Source organism: Plasticicumulans lactativorans (genome assembly GCF_004341245.1).
Taxonomy (GTDB): Bacteria; Pseudomonadota; Gammaproteobacteria; order Competibacterales; family Competibacteraceae; genus Plasticicumulans_A; species Plasticicumulans_A lactativorans.
Window position 1 is genome coordinate 78518 of record NZ_SLWY01000001.1, and the last position, 21740, is coordinate 100257.

Annotated in this window: 10 protein-coding genes; 3 read left to right on the top strand and 7 right to left on the bottom strand. The window is 73.4% G+C overall.

What is annotated here, in order from left to right; all coding sequences use genetic code 11:
* Window positions 1-10: 10 nt before the first annotated feature.
* Window positions 11-946 carry a PLP-dependent cysteine synthase family protein gene (locus tag EV699_RS00340; protein ID WP_132537960.1) on the top strand — a complete coding sequence of 312 codons (936 nt, stop codon included), beginning with the start codon at window positions 11-13 and terminating at the stop codon, window positions 944-946.
* A 77-nt stretch (window positions 947-1023) separates the two neighbouring features.
* Here EV699_RS00340 and acs read toward each other — a convergent pair whose 3' ends face one another.
* The 4 genes from acs to EV699_RS00360 all read right to left on the bottom strand — a co-directional run bounded on the left by acs (window position 1024) and on the right by EV699_RS00360 (window position 12328).
* On the bottom strand, window positions 1024-2961 hold the full coding sequence (gene acs / locus EV699_RS00345) for an acetate--CoA ligase (RefSeq protein WP_132537961.1): 1938 nt from the start codon (window positions 2959-2961) through the stop codon (window positions 1024-1026).
* Between the two features lie 671 nt (window positions 2962-3632).
* On the bottom strand, window positions 3633-4742 hold the full coding sequence (locus tag EV699_RS00350; protein WP_132537962.1) for a response regulator: 1110 nt from the start codon (window positions 4740-4742) through the stop codon (window positions 3633-3635).
* Between the two features lies 1 nt (window position 4743).
* Window positions 4744-9579 (bottom strand): CHASE domain-containing hybrid sensor histidine kinase/response regulator, encoded by a 4836-nt coding sequence (locus EV699_RS00355; protein ID WP_165903969.1) that lies wholly within the window; start codon window positions 9577-9579, stop codon window positions 4744-4746.
* Window positions 9580-9679: 100 nt separating this feature from the next.
* The gene (locus EV699_RS00360) at window positions 9680-12328 is read right to left on the bottom strand and encodes a cation-translocating P-type ATPase (RefSeq protein ID WP_207922979.1); all 2649 of its coding nucleotides are present in this window, start codon (window positions 12326-12328) and stop codon (window positions 9680-9682) included.
* A gap of 404 nt (window positions 12329-12732) precedes the next feature.
* Between EV699_RS00360 and EV699_RS00365 the strand changes: the two genes are divergently transcribed.
* On the top strand, window positions 12733-14691 hold the full coding sequence (locus EV699_RS00365) for a BTAD domain-containing putative transcriptional regulator (RefSeq protein ID WP_132537965.1): 1959 nt from the start codon (window positions 12733-12735) through the stop codon (window positions 14689-14691).
* 8 nt (window positions 14692-14699) lie between these two features.
* Here the strand turns inward: EV699_RS00365 and EV699_RS00370 are convergent, their stop codons facing one another.
* The 3 genes from EV699_RS00370 to EV699_RS00380 all read right to left on the bottom strand — a co-directional run bounded on the left by EV699_RS00370 (window position 14700) and on the right by EV699_RS00380 (window position 18135).
* Window positions 14700-16031: a tetratricopeptide repeat protein gene (locus tag EV699_RS00370; RefSeq protein WP_132537966.1), complete on the bottom strand. Its 1332-nt coding sequence runs from the start codon at window positions 16029-16031 to the stop codon at window positions 14700-14702.
* A gap of 116 nt (window positions 16032-16147) precedes the next feature.
* Window positions 16148-17623 carry an AMP nucleosidase gene (locus tag EV699_RS00375; RefSeq protein ID WP_132537967.1) on the bottom strand — a complete coding sequence of 492 codons (1476 nt, stop codon included), beginning with the start codon at window positions 17621-17623 and terminating at the stop codon, window positions 16148-16150.
* 71 nt (window positions 17624-17694) lie between these two features.
* Window positions 17695-18135 (bottom strand): nucleoside deaminase, encoded by a 441-nt coding sequence (locus EV699_RS00380; protein WP_132537968.1) that lies wholly within the window; start codon window positions 18133-18135, stop codon window positions 17695-17697.
* A 169-nt stretch (window positions 18136-18304) separates the two neighbouring features.
* On the opposite strand from EV699_RS00380, the gene EV699_RS20135 reads away from it, so the two are divergent.
* Window positions 18305-21724, top strand: coding sequence for a serine/threonine-protein kinase (locus tag EV699_RS20135; protein WP_243662509.1), 3420 nt, complete (start codon window positions 18305-18307; stop codon window positions 21722-21724).
* Window positions 21725-21740 lie beyond the last annotated feature (16 nt).

Sequence of the window (21740 nt, forward strand, 5' to 3'; positions counted from 1 at the left end):
GAGCCTGAACATGCCGGCGCCCGACGGCGTGCTGGAGGCGATCGGCCATACGCCGCTCGTCGCGTTGCGGCGCATCGTGCCGCCGGGCAGCGCGCGCGTGGTGCTGAAGCTCGAATCGGCCAACCCCACCGGCAGCATGAAGGACCGCCTGGCGCGTGCGCTGGTGGAGCGCGCGGCGGCGTCCGGGCGGCTGCCGCCGGGCGGGACGGTGGTCGAGTACACCGCCGGGACCACCGGGATCTCACTCGCCTTCGTCTGCAGCGCGCTCGGCTTCAAGGCGCACTGCGTGTTCTCCGACGCGTTCAGCGACGAGAAGCGCGCGATGATGCGCGCCTACGGCGCGACGGTCACCGACGTGCCGAGCGGCGACGGCAGGATCTCGGCGGCGCTGATCCGCACGATGATCGCGACGGCGGCCGGGATCAGCCGGCGGCCGGGCCACTGGTGGGCGGACCAGCTCAACAACCGCGACGGCGAGGCCGGCTACCACGCGCTCGGCGAGGAGCTCTGGGCGCAGAGCGGCGGGCGCGTCGATGCCTTCGTGCAGGCGGTCAGCACCGCGCATTCGATCCGCGGCACCGCGCACGCGCTGCGTCGCCACGCCCCCGGCGTGCGCGTGGTGGCGGTGGAGCCCGCGGAGTCGGCGGTGCTGTCGGGCGGCCCCTCGGGCGCGCACGGCATCGAGGGCATCGGCATCGGCTTCATCCCGCCGCTGTGGCAGCCGCAGGCGGTGGACGAGATCGTGGCGGTCAGCACCGACGAGGCCAGAGCGATGGCCCGCCGGCTGGCGCGGGAGGAGGCGATCTTCGCCGGCCCGTCGACCGGCGCGAATGTGGTGGGGGCGCTGCGCATCGCCGCGCGCCTCGGACCGGGCGCCACCGTGGCCACGCTCGTCGTCGATTCCGGCCTGCGTTATGCGAGCACGGACGTGTTCGCGGGCGCGTGACGCCGCGGCCGGCGTGCAGACGAACGCAGGCCCCGGCCCCCTTGCGGGGGGACCGGGGCCTGCCGTGCGGCGTGCGCTTACTTGACGGCGCGGTGGTCGATCAGGTCGTCGACCACGGTCGGATCGGCGAGCGTCGAGGTGTCACCGAGGCCATCGACCTCGTTCGCGGCGATCTTGCGCAGGATGCGGCGCATGATCTTGCCCGAGCGGGTCTTCGGCAGGCCCGGCGCCCACTGGATCACGTCGGGCGTGGCGATCGGGCCGATCTCCTTGCGCACGTGCGCGACCAGTTCCTTGCGCAGCGCTTCGGTGGGCTCGATGCCGGCCATCAGCGTGACGTAGGCGTAGATACCCTGGCCCTTGATGTCGTGCGGGAAGCCGACCACGGCCGCTTCCGCGACGGCCGGATGCAGTACCAGCGCGCTCTCGACCTCGGCCGTGCCCATGCGGTGGCCGGAGACGTTGATGACGTCGTCGACGCGGCCGGTGATCCAGTAATAGCCGTCCTCGTCACGGCGGGCGCCGTCACCGGTGAAGTAGGTGCCGGGATAGGTCGACATATAGGCTTCGATGAAGCGCTGGTGGTCGCCGAAGATCGTGCGCATCTGGCCGGGCCAAGCACGCTTGATGACGAGATTGCCATCGGTCGCGCCCTCCAACTCCTTGCCCTCGGCATCCACTAGCGCCGGCACCACACCGAAGAAGGGGCGGGTGGCGGAGCCCGGCTTCAGCGCGGTGGCGCCCGGCAGCGGGGTGATCAGGATGCCGCCGGTCTCGGTCTGCCACCAGGTGTCGACGATCGGGCAGCGGCTGTCGCCGACCACGCGGTGGTACCACTCCCAGGCCTCGGGGTTGATCGGCTCGCCGACCGAGCCGAGCAGGCGCAGCGACTTGCGGCTGGTGGCCTTGACCTGCTCCTCGCCGTCGCGCATCAGCGAGCGGATCGCGGTCGGGGCGGTGTAGAAGATGTTGACCTGATGCTTGTCGACCACGTCCCAGAAGCGGGTCGAGGTCGGGTAGGTCGGCACGCCTTCGAACATCAGCGTGGTGGCGCCGTTGGCGAGCGGGCCGTAGACGATGTAGCTGTGGCCGGTGACCCAGCCGACGTCGGCGGTGCACCAGTAGATGTCGCCGTCGTGGTAATCGAAGATGTATTTGTGGGTGATCGCGGCGTAGAGCAGGTAGCCGCCGGTGGTGTGCAGCACGCCCTTCGGCTTGCCGGTGGAGCCGGAGGTGTAGAGGATGAACAGCGGGTCCTCGGCGTCCATCTCCTCGGGCGGGCAGTCGGACGAGGCGGCGGCGACGATGTCGTGGTAGTAGACGTCGCGGCCTTCGGTCCACGCGACCTTGCCGCCGGTGCGCCTGACCACCACCACGTGCCTGACGCAGTCGGCGGCGGCGACGGCCTTGTCGGCGTTGGCCTTCAGCGGCACGGCGCGGCCGCCGCGCATGGATTCGTCGGAGGTGATGACGACGGCGCAGGAGGCGTCGACGACGCGGTCACGCAGCGCGTCGGGCGAGAAGCCGCCGAACACGATCGAGTGCGCGGCGCCGATGCGGGTGCAGGCCAGCATCGCCACGGCGGCCTCGGGGATCATCGGCAGGTAGATGCAGACGCGGTCGCCGCGCTTGACGCCGAGGTCCTTGAGCGCGTTGGCGAAGCGGCAGACCTCCTCGTGCAGCTGCCGGTAGGTGATCTTGCGGTCTTCGTCCGGGCTGTCGCCTTCCCAGATGATCGCCACCTGGTCGCCGCGCTTTTCGAGGTGGCGGTCGAGGCAGTTGTAGCTGACGTTGAGCCTGGCGCCGTCGAACCAGCGGATGCGGCCGGCCTTGTAGTCGTTGTCGCTGACCTTGTCCCAGCGCTTGAACCAGGTCACGAACTGCTCGGCCTGCTCGGCCCAGAAGCCATCGGGGTCGTTGACCGAGCGTGCGTACATCTCCTGGTACTTGGCTTCGTTGATCCAGGCGTTCGCGGCGACTTCGGCCGGGACGGGATAGATCTTTTCGTCGGACATTGCACGCATCTCCTCTGTCGAATCAAAAGCCCCCGGGTGGGGGCCACCCGATATCTGCCCGCCGGTCCGCCCGCAGGCGCGGGGCACCGGCACGAAGTCCGGCACCGCGGACTTCAAGCCTTCCGCCCGGGCACGGCCGTGCGCCGGGCCGGATTTCAGTCAAACGCCGCCCATGCGCGCGCGGACAACGCCAGGGAAGCGATAGGGATGGGAGCGGGGAAAGGCAAGGCCCGGAATCGTAATGCCGTCGGCCACGGGAATGGATCCACGACGCCGAACGCACTCGCAAGCGCTGGATACGACAGGCAACATCAACCCCCAGGTATTTTGCGCCGGTATTATCAAGCTCCGGCTGCCGACCCCCTGCGGGGGCCGTTTCTGGGGGCCATTCTTTACCCACGCCGGGTGGCAAGTCAATCTCCACCCCGACAGTCCCCCGAATGCTGCATGACAGGTCGGTTTCCCATAGTCGCATCAATTACTTGTATTGGCGGTCGCGGCAATTATCACGGCCTGCAGCGGGCTTTTGTCGCATGGTTTTATCCTAGGGTAATCCCGTATTTCAGGTGCAGTATCTTTATGCGGTTTCATTTGACGAAAATCATTTGATCGGGCTTCTCCGATGGTGAATCGCGCACCTGCACCGGGTGCCCGCCCGGCGCAGGTGCGGGTCAGTGATGTGCGTCGGCGAAGCGCGCGGCGATCTGCCGGAATTCCTCGGCGATGGCGAGGAAGGCGTCGGTCATGTCGGGGTCGAAATGCCGGCCGCGGCCCTCGCCGATGATGCGCACCGCCTCCTCGTGGCTGAAGGCCGGCTTGTAGCAGCGCCGGTTGATCAGGGCATCGTAGACGTCGGCGAGCGCCATCAGCCGCGCCGAGACCGGGATCGCGTCGCCGGCGAGCCCTTCGGGATAACCCGAGCCGTCCCATTTCTCCTGGTGGTAGTGCGCGATCTCGCGGGCATGGCGCAGGAAGGAGTTGCTGCTGCCGAGCAGGCGCTCGGCGCTGGCGATGGCATCGCGCCCGAGCGTGGTGTGGGTCTTCATCACCTCGAACTCCTCGGCGGTGAGCGGCCCGGCCTTGAGCAGGATGCGGTCGGGGATGCCGACCTTGCCGATGTCGTGCAGCGGCGCCGACTTGAACAGGAGCTCGATGGTCGCGTCGTCGAGTTCGGCGGCGAAGCGCGGGTGCGTGCGCAGGCGCAGCGCGAGCGCACGCACGTAGTGCTGGGTGCGGCGGATGTGGTTGCCGGTCTCGTTGTCGCGGGTTTCGGCGAGCGAGCCCATCGCGAGGATGGTGGTGTCCTGCACGCGCGCGATCTCCTCGGTGCGGCGGGCCACCTCCTGTTCGAGCAGCGCGTTCTGGTTGCGCAGGAAGTCGGCGGCGCGCTTCAGCAGCAGGTGGTTGCGCACCCGCGCGAGCACGATCGGCGGGCTGATCGGCTTGGTGATGTAGTCGACGGCGCCGAGCCCGAGGCCGAGTTCCTCGTCCTCGGGCTGGCTGCGCGCGGTCAGGAAGATCACCGGGATGTCGGCGGTGATCTCGCTGCCCTTGAGCCGCCGGCACACCTCGTAGCCGTCGAGGCCCGGCATCATCACGTCGAGCAGGATCAGGTCGGGGCGTGGCTCGGCGCGGGCGATCGCCAGCGCGCGCTCGCCGTTGATCGCCACCTTGGTCGTGTACAGGCCCTTCAGCAGGCCGCTCATCAGCGTCAGGTTGTCGGGGGTATCGTCCACGACCAGGACCGTCTGCCGCGCGTTGCCGGCGAGTGGCTGTTCCATCTCACACCTCCAGGTCGGGGAAGCGCTCGCGCGCCGCGGAACGCAGCAGCGCCAGCGCGGCGTCGAAATCGAAGCCTTGTACCGCATTCTCGAAGGCCGCGTGATCCTCCGTCGGGAACAGCGCGCGCAGGCCGCCCGGCGCCGCGGCGACGAGGTCGAGCGCCTCGCTGTCGCTGTCCGCGAGCCGCGCCGCGAGCCGCGCGACGAACGCGCGCAGCTCGGCCGGGTCGACCTCCGCCGCCGGGGCGGCGTCGGGAGCGTCGGCGGCGGTGGCGTCGAGGTAGGCGACGAGCGCCGTGCGCAGCTCGTCGCCGAGGCGGGCGACCTCGGCGAGTGCCGGCGCCGTCGCCGCGCCGTCGTGCAGCGCGCGTTCGAGCGCGGCAGCGGCCTCGGCGAGCGCGGCCGCGCCGATGTTGCCGGCGACCCCGCGCAGGCTGTGCGCGCAGCGCTCGGCGCGCGCATGCTCGCCGGCGGCGAGCGCGGCGGCCACGCTGTCGGCGGCAGCGGCGTGCTCGTTCAGGAACTGCTGCAGCAGGCGCCGGTACAGCGCCGGGTTGTGGCCGACGCGGCGCAGCCCCGCGGCGGTGTCGAGCACGCCCGACGGCGCGTCGGCCGCCGCCGGCGCCGGCGCCGGCGCCGGCGCCGCTGCCGGCTCCGTGGCGCGCCCGCACCAGCGCGCCACGGTGCGGTACAGGTGGTCGGGGTCGATCGGCTTGGCGACGTGGTCGTTCATGCCGGCGGCGAGGCAGCGCTCGCGCTCCTCGACCATCGCGTGCGCGGTCATCGCGATGATCGGCAGCACGGCGAAGCGCCCGTCGGCGCGGATCTCGCGGGTCGCGCCGTAGCCGTCGAGCAGCGGCATCTGCAGGTCCATCAGGACCAGGTCGAAGCGCTCGCTGCCGTCGCGCACCGCCTGCACCGCGGTGCGCCCGTCGGTCGCCGCGGTGACCTGCGCGCCCGCGCTCTCCAGCAGCTCGGTCGCGATCTGGCGGTTGATGTCGTTGTCCTCCACCAGCAGCAGGTGCAGCCCGTGCAGCGATACCCCGGCGGGGGCCGCGCTCGTGCTTTCCAGCGCGTGCCCGGCGTCGCCGAACAGCCCGACCACGGTATCGAAGAGCTGCGAGGCGCTGATCGGCTTGGTCAGGAAGCCGTCGAGCTCGAGCCCGGCGGCGGCGTGGCGCACCTCGTCGCGGGCGAAGGCGGTCATCATCACGATCGCCGGGCGGTGCGCGTGCTCGGCTTCGGCGCGGATCGCGCGCGCGGTGTCCACCCCCGACAGCCCCGGCATGCGCCAGTCCATCAGCAGCAGGTCGTAGTCGTGCTGCGCCACCGCGCGCAGCGCCGCCGCGCCCGATTCGGCCTGGTCGATGCGGAACGGCATCTGCGCCATCTGCTCGACCAGGATGCTGCGCGCGGTGGCGTTGTCGTCGACCACCAGCACCCGCCGTCCCTCGAGGCCGAGCGGCAGCACGCCGACGCGGCGTGGCGTTTCTCGGGCGAGGCCGAACCAGGCGCTGAAGCGGAAGGTGCTGCCCGTCCCCGGCGTGCTCGAAGCCTCCAGCGTGCCGCCCATCAGCTCCACCAGCCGGCGCGCGATCGCCAGCCCGAGCCCGGTGCCGCCGTAGCGGCGCGTGGTCGAGCCGTCGGCCTGCTCGAAGGCGCGGAACAGCCGCCCGATCTGCTCGGCGTTCATGCCGATGCCGGTGTCGCGCACGCAGAACTGCAGGCAGATGCGCTCGCCGATGCACTCGCGCAGGCTGCAGCGCACCTCGATCTCGCCGTGCTCGGTGAACTTGACCGCGTTGCCGACCAGGTTCACCAGTACCTGGCCGAGGCGCAGCGGGTCACCGACCAGCGTGCTCGGCAGCCCCGCCGGCACGTCGAACAGCAGTTCGAGGTCCTTCTCCAGCACGCGATGGCCGACCAGCGTCGACAGGTTGCTCATCACCTCCTCGAGTTCGAACGGCACCTGTTCGAGGTCGAGCCGCCCGGCCTCGATCTTCGAGAAGTCGAGGATGTCGTTGATCACCCCGAGCAGCGCGGTGCCGGCGTTGTGGATCTTGCCGACGTAGTCGCGCTGCTGCGGCGTCAGCTCGGTGCGCAGCGCCAGGTAGGCCATGCCGATCACCGCGTTCATCGGCGTGCGGATCTCGTGGCTCATGTTGGCGAGGAAGGCCGACTTCGCCCGCGTCGCCTCCTCGGCGCGGTCGCGCGCCTCGCGCAGTGCCTCGGCCGCCGCGCGCTCGGCGCTGCAGTCCTCGATCACCCACACCGAGGCGTGCGCCGGCGCGGCGGGGTCGAGCGCGCGCCCGGCGAGGCGGCACCACAGCGAGCTGCCGTCGCGGCGCTGCAGCTGCCATTCGCTGCGAAAGGTCTCGCCGAGCCGCATCTGCCCGTAGGCGGCTTCGCCGAGGGCGCGGAAGCTCGCCTCGTCGGGGTACAGGCAGCGGGTCGGGCACCCGATCAGCGCGCCGGGGGGGTAGCCGAGCATCTGCTCGAACTGCGTGTTGCAGCGGCGGATCTCGCGGTCGTGCAGCAGCACGATGCCGAGTCCCGCCGACTCGAAGATCGCCGTCTGCTCCTCCATCGCCGCCTGCAGCGCGCGCTGCGCGGCGTGCAGCGGGCTGACGTCGACCAGCGTGCCGATGAGGCCGCCGGGGCGGCCGTCGTCGTAGTGGAAGCCGCTCACCGAGTACAGCACCTCGTGTGCGCTGCCGTCGGCGAAGGTGATCGCGAACTGCCGCTCGGCGGTGCCGGCGTGCGCGATCAGCGCCAGGTCCTCGGCGTGGTAGGCGCGCCGGTCGGCCTCGGGCAGGTAGTCGAGATCGAGCACGGTGCGCCCGGTCAGGAACTCGCGCCGCGTGCCGAAGGCGCGCTCGTAGGCGCGGTTGCAGCCGAGGAAGCGCCCGTCCGCGCCCTTGAAGAACAACGGGATCGGGATGGTGTCGATCAGCCCGCGCTGGAAGGCGAGCAGCTCGGCGAGTTCGGCCTCGGCGCGCTTGCGCGCGTCGATGTCGTCGATCATCCACAGCCGCCCGTGCAGGCCGCCGGGCAGGCTCAGCCCCTTGCCGACCAGGTGGGCCCAGAACGGCGTGCCGTCCAGCCGCTGCAGGCGCACCTCGGTGTCGAGCAGGTCGGCGCCGCTGTCGAGCGTGTGCGACAGCTCACCGGCCAGCGCCGCGGCGTTCGGCGCGTCGAGGTGCACGAAGGTGGCATCGACGCCGAGCAGCACCGCCGGGTCGGCGTGGCCGAGGATCTCCGCCAGCCGCCGGTTGCAGCGCACCACCCGGCCGTCGACCAGGAAGGCGATGCCGACCTGCACGTTGTCGAACAGCGCCGCCTGCTCGGCGAGCAGCGCATTGAGGCTGGCGGTCGCCGCGCGCCGCTCGGTCACGTCCTCGATGTAGCCGTTGAACACCACGCCCGCGCCCGCGCCCGCGTCGGCCTCGGGCAGCGCGCTCAGCAGCAGCCAGCGGCGCTCGTCGCCGACCTGCACGCGCAGCTCCAGCGTGCAGGCGCCGCGCCGCGCCGCCGCCGCGGCGAAGGTCGTGCGCAGGCGCTCGCGGTCCTCGACCACGATGTTCTCGGTCAGGCGCTCGTGGTGGTGGATCAGCACCTCCTCCGGCAGCCCCAGCAGTGGCGCGGCGCTGCGGTTGATGAAGCGCACCTGCGGCGACTGCCCGTCGGCGACGTTGAGCTGGAACACCCCCACCGGCAGGCGGTCGGTCATGTGGCGCAGGCGTTCGCGCTCCAGCCGCAGGCGCCGCTGCCCGCGCAGGCTCTGCGCCACCAGCCCGGCGACCAGCAGCGAGGTCAGCGTGCCGCTGAGCAGCACGAAGGACGGCAGCGGGTCCTCGTAGCGTGCCTGCAGCGCCGCGGTGGGCTGCGCCCGCAGCTGCCAGGTGCGGCCGGGCACCGCCACCGGCAGCGTCAGCACGCCGCGCAGGCGGTCGTAGCCGGCGACCGACGGCGCCCGCCCCGCGGCCTGCGGGTACGACTGCGGCGGCGACTGGAAGCGCCAGCCGACGTCGCCGTCGCCCGGATCGCTGATCTCGATCGCCACGCCGGCGCGTGCGGCGCGCTCGCCGATCGGCAGCAGCAGCTCGCGCAGCGTGACGAAGGCGGTGACGCCGCCGGCGAGCGCCGCCCGGTCGCCGAGGTTGACCGGGCCGCCGCGGTACACCGGCGCGAACACCACGAAGGCGAGCCGGTCGATCTCGCTCTGCATCGGCGCCACGGCGTGGCTGAGGTAGCGGAACACCGCCGAGGCCACCGGCTGGCCGGTCCGCGCGGCCGCGTCGATCGCCCGCCGCTGCGCCGGCATCACCGCGACGTCGAGCCCGAGCGGGGCGTCGGTCGGCGGCTCGACGTAACGCAGCGGGAAGTACACCGGGTGGCGCTCGGCCGGGCGCACCGTGTCGGGCTCGTCGTCGGGCTCGACGATGCCGAAGCCCGGTGCCTCGGCGGCGCGCGCCGCGGCCTCGAAGGCGTCGCGCTGGTCGTCGCGCACCAGCGGCAGCCATTCGAGCTGGCGCACGCCACCCGGCGCGCGCAGCGCCGGCGCGGTGAAGGTGCGGAACGCCTCGGCGCTGACCGGCTGGCTCGCCTGCACGAACCAGCTCGTCGCGCGCGCGAGCTCGGTGGCCCGCACGAGCTGTGCCTCCAGCGCATCGTTGAGCTCGCGGCCGATGGCGATCAGCGCGCGTTCGAACGTGGCGTCGGCGTTGAGCCGGGCCAGGCGGTAACCCGCCGCCGTCAGCAGCAGGCCGAGGGCGGCGGCGGCGCACACCACGCCCCAGTCACGGGCGCGCAGGTCGAAGGTGCGGAACAGGGTCATGGGCGCAGGTGCGGCAACGGTCGGCGAGGGCCGCGCAAGTCTGGCCCAGCGCGCGCCGTCGTGCATGCACGGCACGATGACGGTGGCGGGGCGGCGGCGGTCAGCCCGGCCGGCGGCGCACCCAGGCCTTGCGGCCCTCCTCCAGCGCGTACATCGCGAGCGCGCCGAGCGCGGCGTGGCCCCACACCGCCGCCGGCAGCGGCGCGGTGCCGAACAGGCGGTTGCCGAGGTCGGTGTAGACGATCGCCAGGATCGCCAGCAGCTCGGTGGCGAGCCCGAGCGGCAGCAGGCGGTTGCCCCCCAGGCCGAAGCGGTGCGCGGGTTCGCGCGGGTGGCGGCAGAGGAACAGGTTGGCCATCTGCGTGACGACGATCGCGGCGAGGCAGGCGGTGGTCGCCTGCCGGTACAGCGGATCGTGCGCGGCGAGCGCCGCGCCCCACTGCCAGCCGGCACCGTGCAGCACCAGCGCGTAGGTGCCGAGCGCGACCGCGGCCTCCAGCACGCCGAGGAAGCCGTAGGCGCGTGCGAGCAGCGGCAGGTTCAGCAGGCGCTCGTGGCGCGGGCGCGGCGGCACGCGCATCAGCCCGGCGTGCGGGCGCTCGGCGCCGAGCGCCAGCGCCGGCAGCATGTCGGTGCCGAGGTCGACGGCGAGGATCTGGATGATGGTCAGCGGCAGCGGGATGCGCAGCAGCACGAAGGCGAGGTAGGGGACGATCTCGGGGATGTTGGAGCTGAGGATGTAGGTGAGGAACTTGCGGATGTTCTCGTACACCGCGCGGCCTTCCTCGATGGCGTTGACGATGCTGGCGAAGTGGTCGTCGAGCAGCACGAGGTCGGCGGCCTCCTTGGCGACGTCGGTGCCGGTGCGGCCCATCGCGATGCCGATGTCGGCCCGCTTCAGCGCCGGGGCGTCGTTGACGCCGTCGCCGGTCACCGCCACCACCTCGCCGCGCCGCTGCAGCGCCTCGACCACCAGTAGCTTCTGTTCGGCGGTGACGCGCGCGCACACCACCTCGGCGGGCGCCAGCGCCTGCTGCAACTGCGCCGGGGTGCAGCGGGCGATGTCGGTGCCGCGCAGCACGGTGGGGCGCCTGCCGCGCACCAGGCCGATCTCGCGGGCGATGGCGAGCGCGGTGTGCGGATGGTCGCCGGTGACCATGATCACGCGCACGCCGGCCGCGTGGCAGCGCGTGACGGCTTCGGCCACGTCGGGGCGCGGCGGGTCCTCCAGCCCGATCAGGCCGGCCAGCACCAGCCCGGACTCCGCGGGCGCCGCCGTGGCGGCGAAGGCGCGCCAGGCGAGCGCGAGCACCCGCAGGCCGGCGTCGGCCATGGTCTCCTGGGCGCGCACCAGCGCGGCACGGCCGGCCGCGTCGAGCGGCTGCAGCAGGCCGGCGCCGGCGTCCGCGTGCGTGCACAGCGGCAGCACGGTCTCCGGCGCGCCCTTGCACAGCAGCTGCCGGCCGTCGCCGGCGGCGACGATCACCGACATGCGCTTGCGCTCGGTATCGAAGGTGAAGGCGTCGGGGTGCTCGACCGGCCCGGCGGCGCTGCCGGCCGGCGTCGCCCACTCGACCAGCGCGAGCTCCATCGGGTCGCCGTGCAGCGTGCCGTCGGCGGCCGGGCGCAGCTCGTGGCAGTGGCGGGCGATCGCGTACAGCGCGTCGCTCGCCGGCGCCGCCGGTTCCTGCCAGGCGCCGGCGTTCCACACGCGGCGCACCGCCATGCGGTTCTGCGTGAGCGTGCCGGTCTTGTCCGAGCAGATCACCGTGGTCGAACCCAGCGCCTCGACCGCCGGCAGGTGGCGCACCAGCACGTTGCGCCGCGCCATGCGCTGGGTGGCCAGCGCCAGTGCCAGCGTCACCGTCGGCAGCAGGCCCTCGGGCACGTTGGCGACGATGATGCCGATCGCGAACATCAGGTTGGCCATGAACGGCAGGCCGATCGCCTGGCCGACGAAGAAGAACACCACGCCGAGGCCGCTCGCGAGCAGCGCCACCAGCCGCGACACGCGGGCGATCTCGCGCTGCAGCGGCGAGGCGGTCTCGCCGGCGGCCTGGGTGAGGTGGGCGATGCGGCCGAACTCGGTGTGCATGCCGGTGGCGAACACCAGCGCGCGGCCGCTGCCGCCGACCACCAGCGTGCCGGCGAGCAGCAGGTTGCTCGCCGCGAGCGGGTGGGTCTCGGCGCAGGGCTCGGCGCCGCGCGGCACGGCCGCCGACTCGCCGGTCACGGTGGCGGTGTTGACGCGCAGGCCGTGGGCTTCGAGCAGCCGGCAGTCGGCCGGCACCTTGTCGCCTTCCGCCACCAGGATCAGGTCGCCCGGCACCAGGGTCTCGGCCTCGACGGTGGCGGGGCGGCCTGCACGCAGCACCTGCACCTGCTGCGGCAGCAGCGAGCGCAGCGCGGCGAGCGCCTGCTCGGCACGGTACTCCTGCCAGAACGAGAACACGCCGTTGACCACGATCACGCCGACGATCGCAAACCCCAGTTCGCGCATGCCCTGGCCGGGGTCGTAGGCCTCGGCGACGAAGGCGAGCCCGGCGGCGACCCACAGGATCAGCGCGAAGAAGTGCACGAACTCGTTCAGCAGGCGCAGCGCGAGCGACTGCTGCGCCGCCGCCTCGACGCGGTTGGGGCCGACGCGCGCGAGCCGCCGCCGCGCCTCGTCCTCGGTGAGCCCCCCGGCGTCCGCGTCGAGACGGGCGAGCGCGCCTTCGGGCGTCAGGCGCGCGATGTCGGGGGGCATGTCCGTCGCCGTCATGCGGGAGGGCGGGGCAGGGGAGCCGATGCCCGGCAGGGGCGCGGCGGCGCATCGACGGGTGGACGGGTGGCGGCGCGCGTCGTCCACCGGCCGGGTGCGGCGGGCTGCACGAACGTCGAGCGGTCGCTGCCGGGCCTCCGGGGTTTCATCGCGCGCCTCCACGTAGCGACCTGCATCAACAAGGGCGGGGCCCCGCCGCGGGACTGCCGCCGCCCGTGCGCGCACCGCACCGCCGCAGCGGCAGGCGCCGGCGGGCGGACGCGGCATAATCGGCAGGCCTCCCGCGTGCCACCGTCCTCCGGTGTCGACGCCGCGCCGAACGGCGGGCCGGCGTCGCAGGTCAAGGATAGAGGGGCGGCGGGGGTGACGGCGTGACCGCAGGAGGGACGATGAGCGAGGTGCGTATCGACGTGCTCGGGCCGTTCGCGCTCGCCGTGGGCGGTGCCGCGGTGACGCTGCCGACGCGCAAGGCCGAGGCGCTGCTCGCGCTGCTGGCGCTGGCGCCGGGCGGGCGGCTGAGCCGTGAGCGGCTCTGCGACCTGCTGTGGCCGCGCAGCGGCGTCGAACAGGCGCGCGGCAGCCTGCGCCAGGCGCTCGCACAGTTGCGCCGCGCGCTGCCGGCGCAGGTGCTGGAGGCCACGCCGGCGTGGCTGCGGCTGGTCGAGGCCGCGGTCGACGTCGATGCCACGGGCTTCGCCCGGGCCCTCGCCGAGGGCTCGCGCGCCGGCCTGGAGGCCGCCAACGCGCTCTACCGCGGCGCGCTGCTCGACGGGCTCGATGTCGCCAGCGCGCCGTTCGACGACTGGCGCCGGCAGGAGGACGAGCGCCTGCGCGCCCGCCTGCTCGATGCGCTGCGCCGGCTGCTGCAGCTTCGTGCCGAGGCCGGCGACGAGCCCGGTGCGCTCGACCTCGGCGAGCGCCTGCTCGCGCTCGACCCGCTCGCCGAGGAGAGCCACCGCGCGCTGATGGCGCTGCACCTGGCGCGCGGCGCGCCGGGGGCGGCGATGCGCCAGTACGAGCAGTGCCGGCAGCGCCTGCGCAGCGAGCTCGGCGTGGCCCCGGCGGCACAGACCGAGGCGCTGCGCCGGCGCGTGCTGGCGCCGCCGGCGCCGGCGGCCGATCCGCGCCCCGGCGTCGCGGTGCTGCCCTTCGCCAACCTGTCGGACGGCGCCGAGCACCGCTACTGGGCGATCGGCTTCACCGAGGAGGTCACCCGCGCGCTGGCGCGCTTCCGGGCGCTGCGCGTCGCCGCCCGACATTCGGCCTTCGCGCTCGCCGACATGGCGCTGCCGGCGGGCGACATCGGCCGCCGGCTCGGCGTGCGCTACCTGCTCGGCGGCAGCGTGCGCCCGGCGCCGCAGGTGCTGCACGTGAGCTGCGAGCTGGTCGACGCCGACACCGGCCACTACCTGTGGACGCACCGCTACGAGCTGGAGGCCGGTGCGCTCGACGCCGGGCTCGACGACATCAGCGTGCGCGTCGCCGGCGCGCTGGCGGTGCAGGTCGACCGCGCGCTGCTGCAGGGCGCGCGGCGCCAGCCGCTGGAGAACCTCGCGGTGTACGACTGCTGGCTGCGCGGGCTGGAGCAGCTGCACGAGGGCACGCTGGCGAGCCACGACCGCGCGCGGGTGTTCTTCGAGCGCGCGCTCGAGCTCGACCCCGGCTTCGCCCGCGCCTACGCCGGGCTGTCGCTGACCCACTTCAACGAGTGGAGCTGCCACGCCTGGGAGCGCTGGGAGGAGACCCACACGCGCGCCCAGCACTTCGCCGAACGCGCGGTGGCGCTCGACGACGCCGACCACGTCACCCAGTCGATCCTCGGCCGCATCCACCTCTACCGGCGCGAGTTCGCGCGCGCCGAGCACCACATCGCCCGCGCCGAGGCGCTCAACCCCAACGACGCCGATACCCTGGTGCAGGCGAGCCTCGCCTTCGCCTACCTCGGCGAGGTCGCCCGCGGCGTCGATGCCCAGCGCCGCGCCTTCGCGCTCAACCCGCTGCACGACGACTGGTACTTCGCCTTCGGCTGCGCGCCGTATCTGGTGGGGCGCGAGCTCGCGCAGGGCGTCGCGCTCGCCGCCAAGGCGCCCGACGCCGCCACCGACAGCCGCGCCCACCTCGCCTGGGCCTACGCGCACCTCGGCCGCACGGCGGAGGCCGCGCGCTTTCGCGACGACTTCCTCGCCGCCTTCCGCCGCAACATCACCTGCGGCCGTGCGCCGCGGCGCGACGAGCCGGCGCGCTGGCTGTGGCGCGTCAACCCGCTGCGCCGCGCGGAGGATGCCGCCTTCGTGTTCGAAGGCCTGGCGCGCGCCGGCTTCGTGGTGCCACCCGATCTGCTGCCCTGAGGCGCGCGTCAGGCCGTGGCGGCCACGCGCGGTGCGGCGCGCGCGGCGAGGGCGCGGTTGGCGGGGCTGTCGGGCTTGAGGTCGAGGCGCTCGGCGACCAGCGCGCGGGCGAGCGCGGCCTCGCCGTCGCGCAGCGCCGCCTCGATCAGCGTCAGGTCGATCAGGTCGCGCTGCGCGTGGCTGCCGCCGAAGCGCTGCGCGTGTGGGCGCAGCGGGCGCAGCGCTTCCACGACGCGGCGGTAGTCGCCGGCGGCGAAGGCGAGCAGCGCCTGCGTCAGCGGCCGCCCGACCTCGCGGGTGAAGGCGGCGTTGTCGTCGTCGCTGCGCTCGGCTTCGGCCTGCGCGGCGGCGAGCGTGGCCAGCGCCTCGCGCCGGTCGGCGCCGACGAAGGCCATCGCCGCGTGCACGTCATTGAAGGCGTAGTTGCCGGCGGCGGCGTGCGGCAGCCAGGCGTCGGCGAGCTCCTGCCAGCGTTCGCCGACGTCGATGCCGCGCAGCCGGAGCCGCCACAGCAGCGCCGCGGCGTCGATCATGTCGAGCACCATGCCCGAGCGCGCGCCGCGGATCGGCGCGTCGTACAGCGCGAGCACCGCGCCGGTCTCGCCGAGGTCGAGGTGGAACAGCGCCCAGTGCCACCAGTTGTGCACGGCGAAGAAGCTCTCCTGCGACCAGGCGCTGACGTTGCCGCGCATCCAGGCGATGCCGTCGCGGGCGCGGCCCTGCATCTCCATCACGTGCGCAACCGCGTGCTGCGCCCAGCCGTCGCGCGGCTCCAGCTCGACCGCGTGGCGGCCGACGGCCTCGGCGCGGGCGTAGAACCCGGTTTCCTCGAGGCCGAAGGCATGCATGCCGAGCACCGCGTGGTAGCCCGGCAGCGCCGGCGACCAGGCCGGCAGCGCGCGCGCGATGCGGTCGCGCAGCATGCGCGCGTGGCCGGTGTAGAAGTCGATCAGGTGCCCGGCCTGCAGCGCCAGCACGTCGGTCGGGTGGTCGATGCTGACGTCTTCGAGCGCGCGTCCGGCCGCGTGCCAGCGGCCCTCGCAGAGCGCGCGCACCGCGTGCAGGTGGCCGCGCTCGCGGGCGTTGGCGGGCAGTTCGCGGGCGGCGAGCCAGCTCGCGCGCGCGGCGGCCAGCGCCGGCTGCTCGGTGCCGAGCAGGTGCAGGTAGGCGCGCAGCAGGTGGGCGTCGACGAACGCCGGCGCCGCCGCGAGCGCGCGGTCGACGCTGGCGACCGGGTCGCCGATGTAGCACTGCAGTTCGTGCAGCGCGGTGTCGAAGTGTTCCAGCGCGGTGGCGGTGGCGCCGCTGTGGCGCAGGTCGAGGGCGTCTTGAAGGCTCATGGCGGTCGGTCTCCGGGGGTTCGATGACGGGTCTTGCCCGTGCCGGAAACGCTATGCCCGCAGCGTGAAGGCGCCCGCGAAGCCGGCGTGAAAGCGCCGTGAAAAATGCGCCGGCGCTACTGGAAGGCGACCTCGGCGAAGCTGCGCAGCTTGCGGCTGTGCAGCTCGTCGAGGCGCTGCTGGCGCAGGATCTCGAGCGCGCGGATGCCGATGCGCAGGTGCTGGTCGACGCGTTCGCGGTAGAAGTGGTCGGCCATGCCGGGCAGCTTGATCTCGCCGTGCAGCGGCTTGTCGCTCACGCACAGCAGCGTGCCGTAGGGCACCCGCAGGCGGAAGCCGTTGGCGGCGATGGTCGCGCTCTCCATGTCGAGCGCGATCGCGCGGCTCTGGCTGAAGCGGCGCTCGGGGGTGCGCTGCGGCAGGAGCTCCCAGTTGCGGTTGTCGGTGGTGGCGACGGTGCCGGTGCGCATCACGCGCTTGAGCTCGTAGCCGCGCAGCTGGGTGATCTCGGCGACGGCCGATTCGAGTGCCACCTGCACCTCGGCGAGCGGCGGGATCGGCACCCACAGCGGCAGGTCCTCGTCGAGCACGTGGTCCTCGCGCACGTAGCCGTGGGCGAGCACGTAGTCGCCGAGCGCCTGGGTGTTCCGCAGCCCGGCGCAGTGGCCGAGCATCAGCCAGGCGTGCGGGCGCAGCACCGCGATGTGGTCGGTGATGGTCTTGGCGTTGGCCGGGCCGACGCCGATGTTGACCATCGTGATGCCGGCGCGGTCCTCGCGCACCAGGTGGTAGGCCGGCATCTGCGGCAGGCGCGGCGGCGGCGCGCCCTGCGCCTCGGCGGCCAGCGACTCCAGGCCGCTGCGGCGCGTCACCACGTTGCCGGGCTCGATGAAGGCGCTGTAGGCACCATCGGGGGCGGCCATCGCGGCGTGCCCCAGGCGCACGAACTCGTCGATGTAGAACTGGTAGTTGGTGAACAGCACGAAGTTCTGGAAGTGCTCGGGCGCGGTGCCGGTGTAGTGGCGCAGGCGGTGCAGCGAGTAGTCGACGCGCGGCGCGGTGAACAGCGCGAGCGGGTAGGGGCCGTCGCCGCGCGCCTCGTAGGTGCCGTTGGCGATGGCGTCGTCCATCACCGCGAGGTCGGGCAGGTCGAAGAGGTCGCGCATCAGCAGCCGGCGCTCGGCGCCGAGGCTGCCTTCCAGGTGGTCGTGCTCGTCGAGCGAGAAGTGCACCGGGATCGGCGTCGTGCTCACGCCGACCTCGAGCGCGACGCCGTGGTTGCGCAGCAGCAGGTGGAACTGCTGCCGGTAGTAGTCGGCGAACAGCTGCGGGCGCGTCAGCGTGGTCTCGTAGGTGCCGGGGCCGGCGACGAAGCCGTAGCTCAGGCGCGAATCGGCGCGCGCCACGGTGTCGGTGTGCACGCGCACCCGCGGGTAGCAGGCGCGCACCGGCCCCTGCAGCGTGCCGCCGGCGACGAAGTGGCGCAGCGCCTGGCGCAGGTGGTCGACGGCGGCGCTGTAGAGCGCCTGCACCTGCGCCAGGGCGGCGGCGGGGTCGTCGAAGCGGGTGGTCGGTGGCGGGGTGGCGGTCATCGGGGTCTTCCGGCAGGCAGGGGGCGGGCAGCATCGCCCGCGACGGTGACACGGTCGTGGCGGTGCGATGCTCAGGCGCCGGCGCAGAGCTCGCGCCAGATCTCCGGGTGCAGCGCGCGGTAGTCGTCGACCAGGCGCCGGCACACGCCGTCGTCGACCACCTCGACCTGCACCCCGGCGGCGTGCAGCAGTGCGGTGGCGCCGGCGTAGTGGTGCGCCTCGCCGATCACCACGCGCGGGATGCCGAGCCGCAGGATGGCGCCGCAGCACATCGGGCAGGGCGCCTGGGTGACGTAGAGCGTCGAGTCGCGGTAGGTCTCCGGGGTGAGGCGGCCGGCGTTCTCCAGCGCGTCGATCTCGGCGTGCAGCAGCACGCGGCCGTGCTGGATCTGGCGGTTGCGACCGCGACCGATCACCACGCCCCGGTGCTCGAGCACGGCGCCGATCGGCAGTCCGCCTTCGAGCTGGCTTTCCTCCGCTTCCTCGATGGCGGCAAGCAGGAAGGGGTCCATGGGCATCTCCTCGGACGGTGACGGCGGGAAGAACCCCCGCGCCATGCACGGGGGGCTGGTCTAGTTGTAGCGGGTCCGGCGGCGGGTGCGAGGCGCCATGGTGGCGGCTGCGCCCTGCGGCGCCGATAATCACCCGGCCGCGGGCGGGTGCGGGCGGCGGGCGAGGGGCATGAGCATCGAGATTCCGGGTTACACGATCGAGGGCGAACTGGGCGCGGGGGCGATGGCCTCGGTGTACCTCGCCACGCAGCGCTCGCTGGAGCGGCAGGTGGCGCTGAAGGTGATGGCCGCCTCGCTCGCCGCCGACGCCGACTACTGCGCACGCTTCCTGCGCGAAGGCAAGATGCTCGCCAAGCTCTCGCACCCGAACACGATGGCGATCTTCGACATCGGCAACGTCGGGCCGCTGTACTACATGGCGATGGAGTACATCCCCGGCGGCACGCTGAAGGAGCGCATCGGCACCGGCCTTCCGCCGGCCGAGGCGCTGCGCATCCTGCGCCAGATCGCCGCGGCGCTCGGCTACGCGCACGCGCGCGGCTTCGTGCACCGCGACGTCAAGCCCGCCAACATCCTGTTCCGCGCCGACGGCTCGGCGGTGCTGTCGGACTTCGGCATCGCCAAGAACCTCGGCGAGGGCACCGCGCTGACCCAGGCCGGCTTCACCGTCGGCACCCCGAATTACATGAGTCCCGAGCAGGCGCAGGGGCGCCCGCTCGACGGCCGCTCCGACCTCTACTCGCTGGGCGTGGTGCTCTACGAGATGCTCACCGGCGAGCGCCCGTACAAGTCGGACGACTCCTTCGCCACCGCGCTGATGCACGTCACCGCGCCGATCCCGCAGCTCGCCGGCGAGCTCGCGCGCTTCCAGGACCTGATCAACCGCCTGCTGGCGAAGAGCCCCGACGACCGCTTCCCCGACGCCGCGGCGCTGCTCGCCTACGAGGTGCCGGAGAGCGTGGCGCTGCCGCCCGGCGACAGCGACGCCACCGCGGTGACGGCCGCGCCGACCGCCACCACCGCGCCGGCCGCCGCGACCGGGGTGGTGCCCGGTGCCGCCACTGCCGCCGCACCGGTGGAGGCCGCGACGGTGGCGCTGCCCACGGGCGGCGCCGCGGCCACTGCGCTCGCCCCCGCCGCCGACGCGGCGACCGCGGTCGCGGCGACGGTGGTCGCCCCGGTGGCGAGCCCGCTGCCGTCGTCGACCGCCGACGTGCTCGACGTGATCGCCGCCGCGCCGCCGCCACCACCACCGCCCGCCGGCGAGCGCGGGCGGCGGCGGGCGACCCTCGGCGACGGCGGCGGGCAGGCGCCCTCGCGCGCACCGCTGGTGCTCGGCGGCGGCCTGCTCGCGCTCGCGCTCGCCGGCGGTACCTGGTTCGCGCTGCGCCCCGCGCCGGGGCCCGAAGCGGGCAAGCCGACGGTCGTCACGCCGACCCCGCCGGTCGACGGCAAGCCGGTGAGTCCGCCGGTGGCGACGACACCGCCGGCGAACCCGCCGCCCGCCACCACGCCGACGACACCGACGACACCGCCACCGGCGGTGACCGCCACGTCCCCGGAAACGCCGCCCGCGCCCCTGCCGGCGGTCGCGGTGGTGACGCCGCCCGCGGTGGAAACACCGCCGGCAACGTCCCCGGCTGTCTCGACGCCGCCGCCGGAGGTGGCGCCGGCCACCACCGGCGGGGCCGAGCGGCCGCTGCTGCTGCCGGGCAAGAAGACGCTGTTCCAGCGCGTGGTGCTGGGGCCGGACGCGCGCCTGTACCGCGCGCCGGGGCGCGACGCGGCCACGCCGCTGCCGGCTTTCTCGGTGTACTACGTCTACGAGCGCCGGCGCGACGGTGCCCAGGAGTGGCTGCGCGTGGGCGCGGCGAGCGACGGGCGCAGCGAGGGCTGGATCGACGCCGGCAAGGCGTACGACTGGAAGCAGACCCTGGTGCTCAAGTTCATGGACCGCTCGGGGCGCGATCCGGTGATGTTCGTCGACGACCGTGCACCGCTCGAACAGGTGGTGGGCGACGCCGACCCCGCCAGCGTCGTCCGCGCCTGGCTCGCCAAGGTGCGCGCGGCGCAGGGGCGCACGGTGCCCGGCGTGCCGGTGGTGGCGGTCGAGCCGGTCGACACCGCGATCGCCGCCGACCGCTTCTACCTGCTGCCGATCTTCGACCAGGCCGAGGCCTACACCACCGACGGCCAGCCGGTGACGCTGCTCAAGGTGGCCTCGGTCGACCCGGGCTCGGCCGCCCCGACGACGACGGTGGCGGCGAACGCGCCGGTGGCGGTGGGCGGCGACGAGCGCGCGTTCAAGACCGGCATCGTCTTCGTGATGGACACCACGCTGTCGATGGACCCCTACATCGACCGCGCCCGCGCGATCATCCGCAGCACCTACGAGCGCCTGAAGCGCGAACGCCTGCTCGACAAGGTCGCCGTCGGGCTGGTCGGCTACCGCAACAGCACCGCGCGCACGCCGGGGCTGGAATACGTCACCCGCACCTTCGCCGACTTCCAGGACGGGCTGGACCCCGCGCGCCTGCTCGCCAAGGCCGACGCGATGACGGCGACGCGGGTGTCGAGCCATTCCTTCAACGAGGACGCCTTCGCCGGCGTGATGGCGGCGGTCGAGGGCTTCGACTGGAGCGGCTACGGCGGTCGCGTGGTGCTGCTGGTCACCGATGCCGGGGCGCTGCGCAAGAACGACCCCGCCGGGCAGACCGCGATGAACGAGGCCGAGGTGCGCGCCGCCGCCGACGGCAGGCACGTGCGCCTGTTCGTGCTGCACCTGAAGACCGCGGCCGGCGCCCGCGCGCACAACCACGAGTCGGCCGCGGCGCAGTACCACACGCTCGCCGCCGACCCCAACCCGCGCATCGGCGATCTCTACGTGCCGGTCGAGGGCGGTGACGTGCAGGCCTTCGGCGAGGCGGTCGACGGCATCGTGTCGAGCTTCGTCGACGTGGTGCGCGACGTCGCCGGCAACCGGCCGCTGCCGCCGCCGCCCGATCTCAACCAGGTGCAGGGCAGCCTCGCCGCGAAGACCGCGGCGCTCGGTTACGCGATGCGCATGGACTTCCTCGGCCACAGCAAGGGCGTGCGCCCGCCGAGCGTGGTCACCGCCTGGGTCGCCGACCGCGACCTCGCGCACCCCGACGTGCCGGCCTTCCAGGTGTGCGTGCTGCTGACCAAGCTGCAGCTCAACGACCTGCAGCAGAGCCTGAAGCTGATCGTCGACGCCGCGCGGCGCACCCAGAAGAGCCCGAAGGACTTCTTTCAGGAGATCGCCTCGGCCTCGGCGACGATGAGCCGCGACCCCTCCCGGCTGGGCCGCCAGGAGGTGCGCAACCTCGCCGCCAGCGGCCTGCTCGGCGAGTTCCTCGAAGGCCTGCCCTACCGCAGCAAGGTGCTCGGCATGACCCAGGAGCTGTGGCTGTCGTGGAGCGTGGCCGAGCAGGAGGACTTCATCGACGAGCTGGAATCGAAGATCCGGCTCTACGAGACCTTCCACAACGACGCCAGCAACTGGGTGCGCTTCGGCAACGCCGGCGACGCCGACGCGCTCTACCGCGTGCCGCTGTCGACGCTGCCGTGAGCCGCGCGCCGCGCGC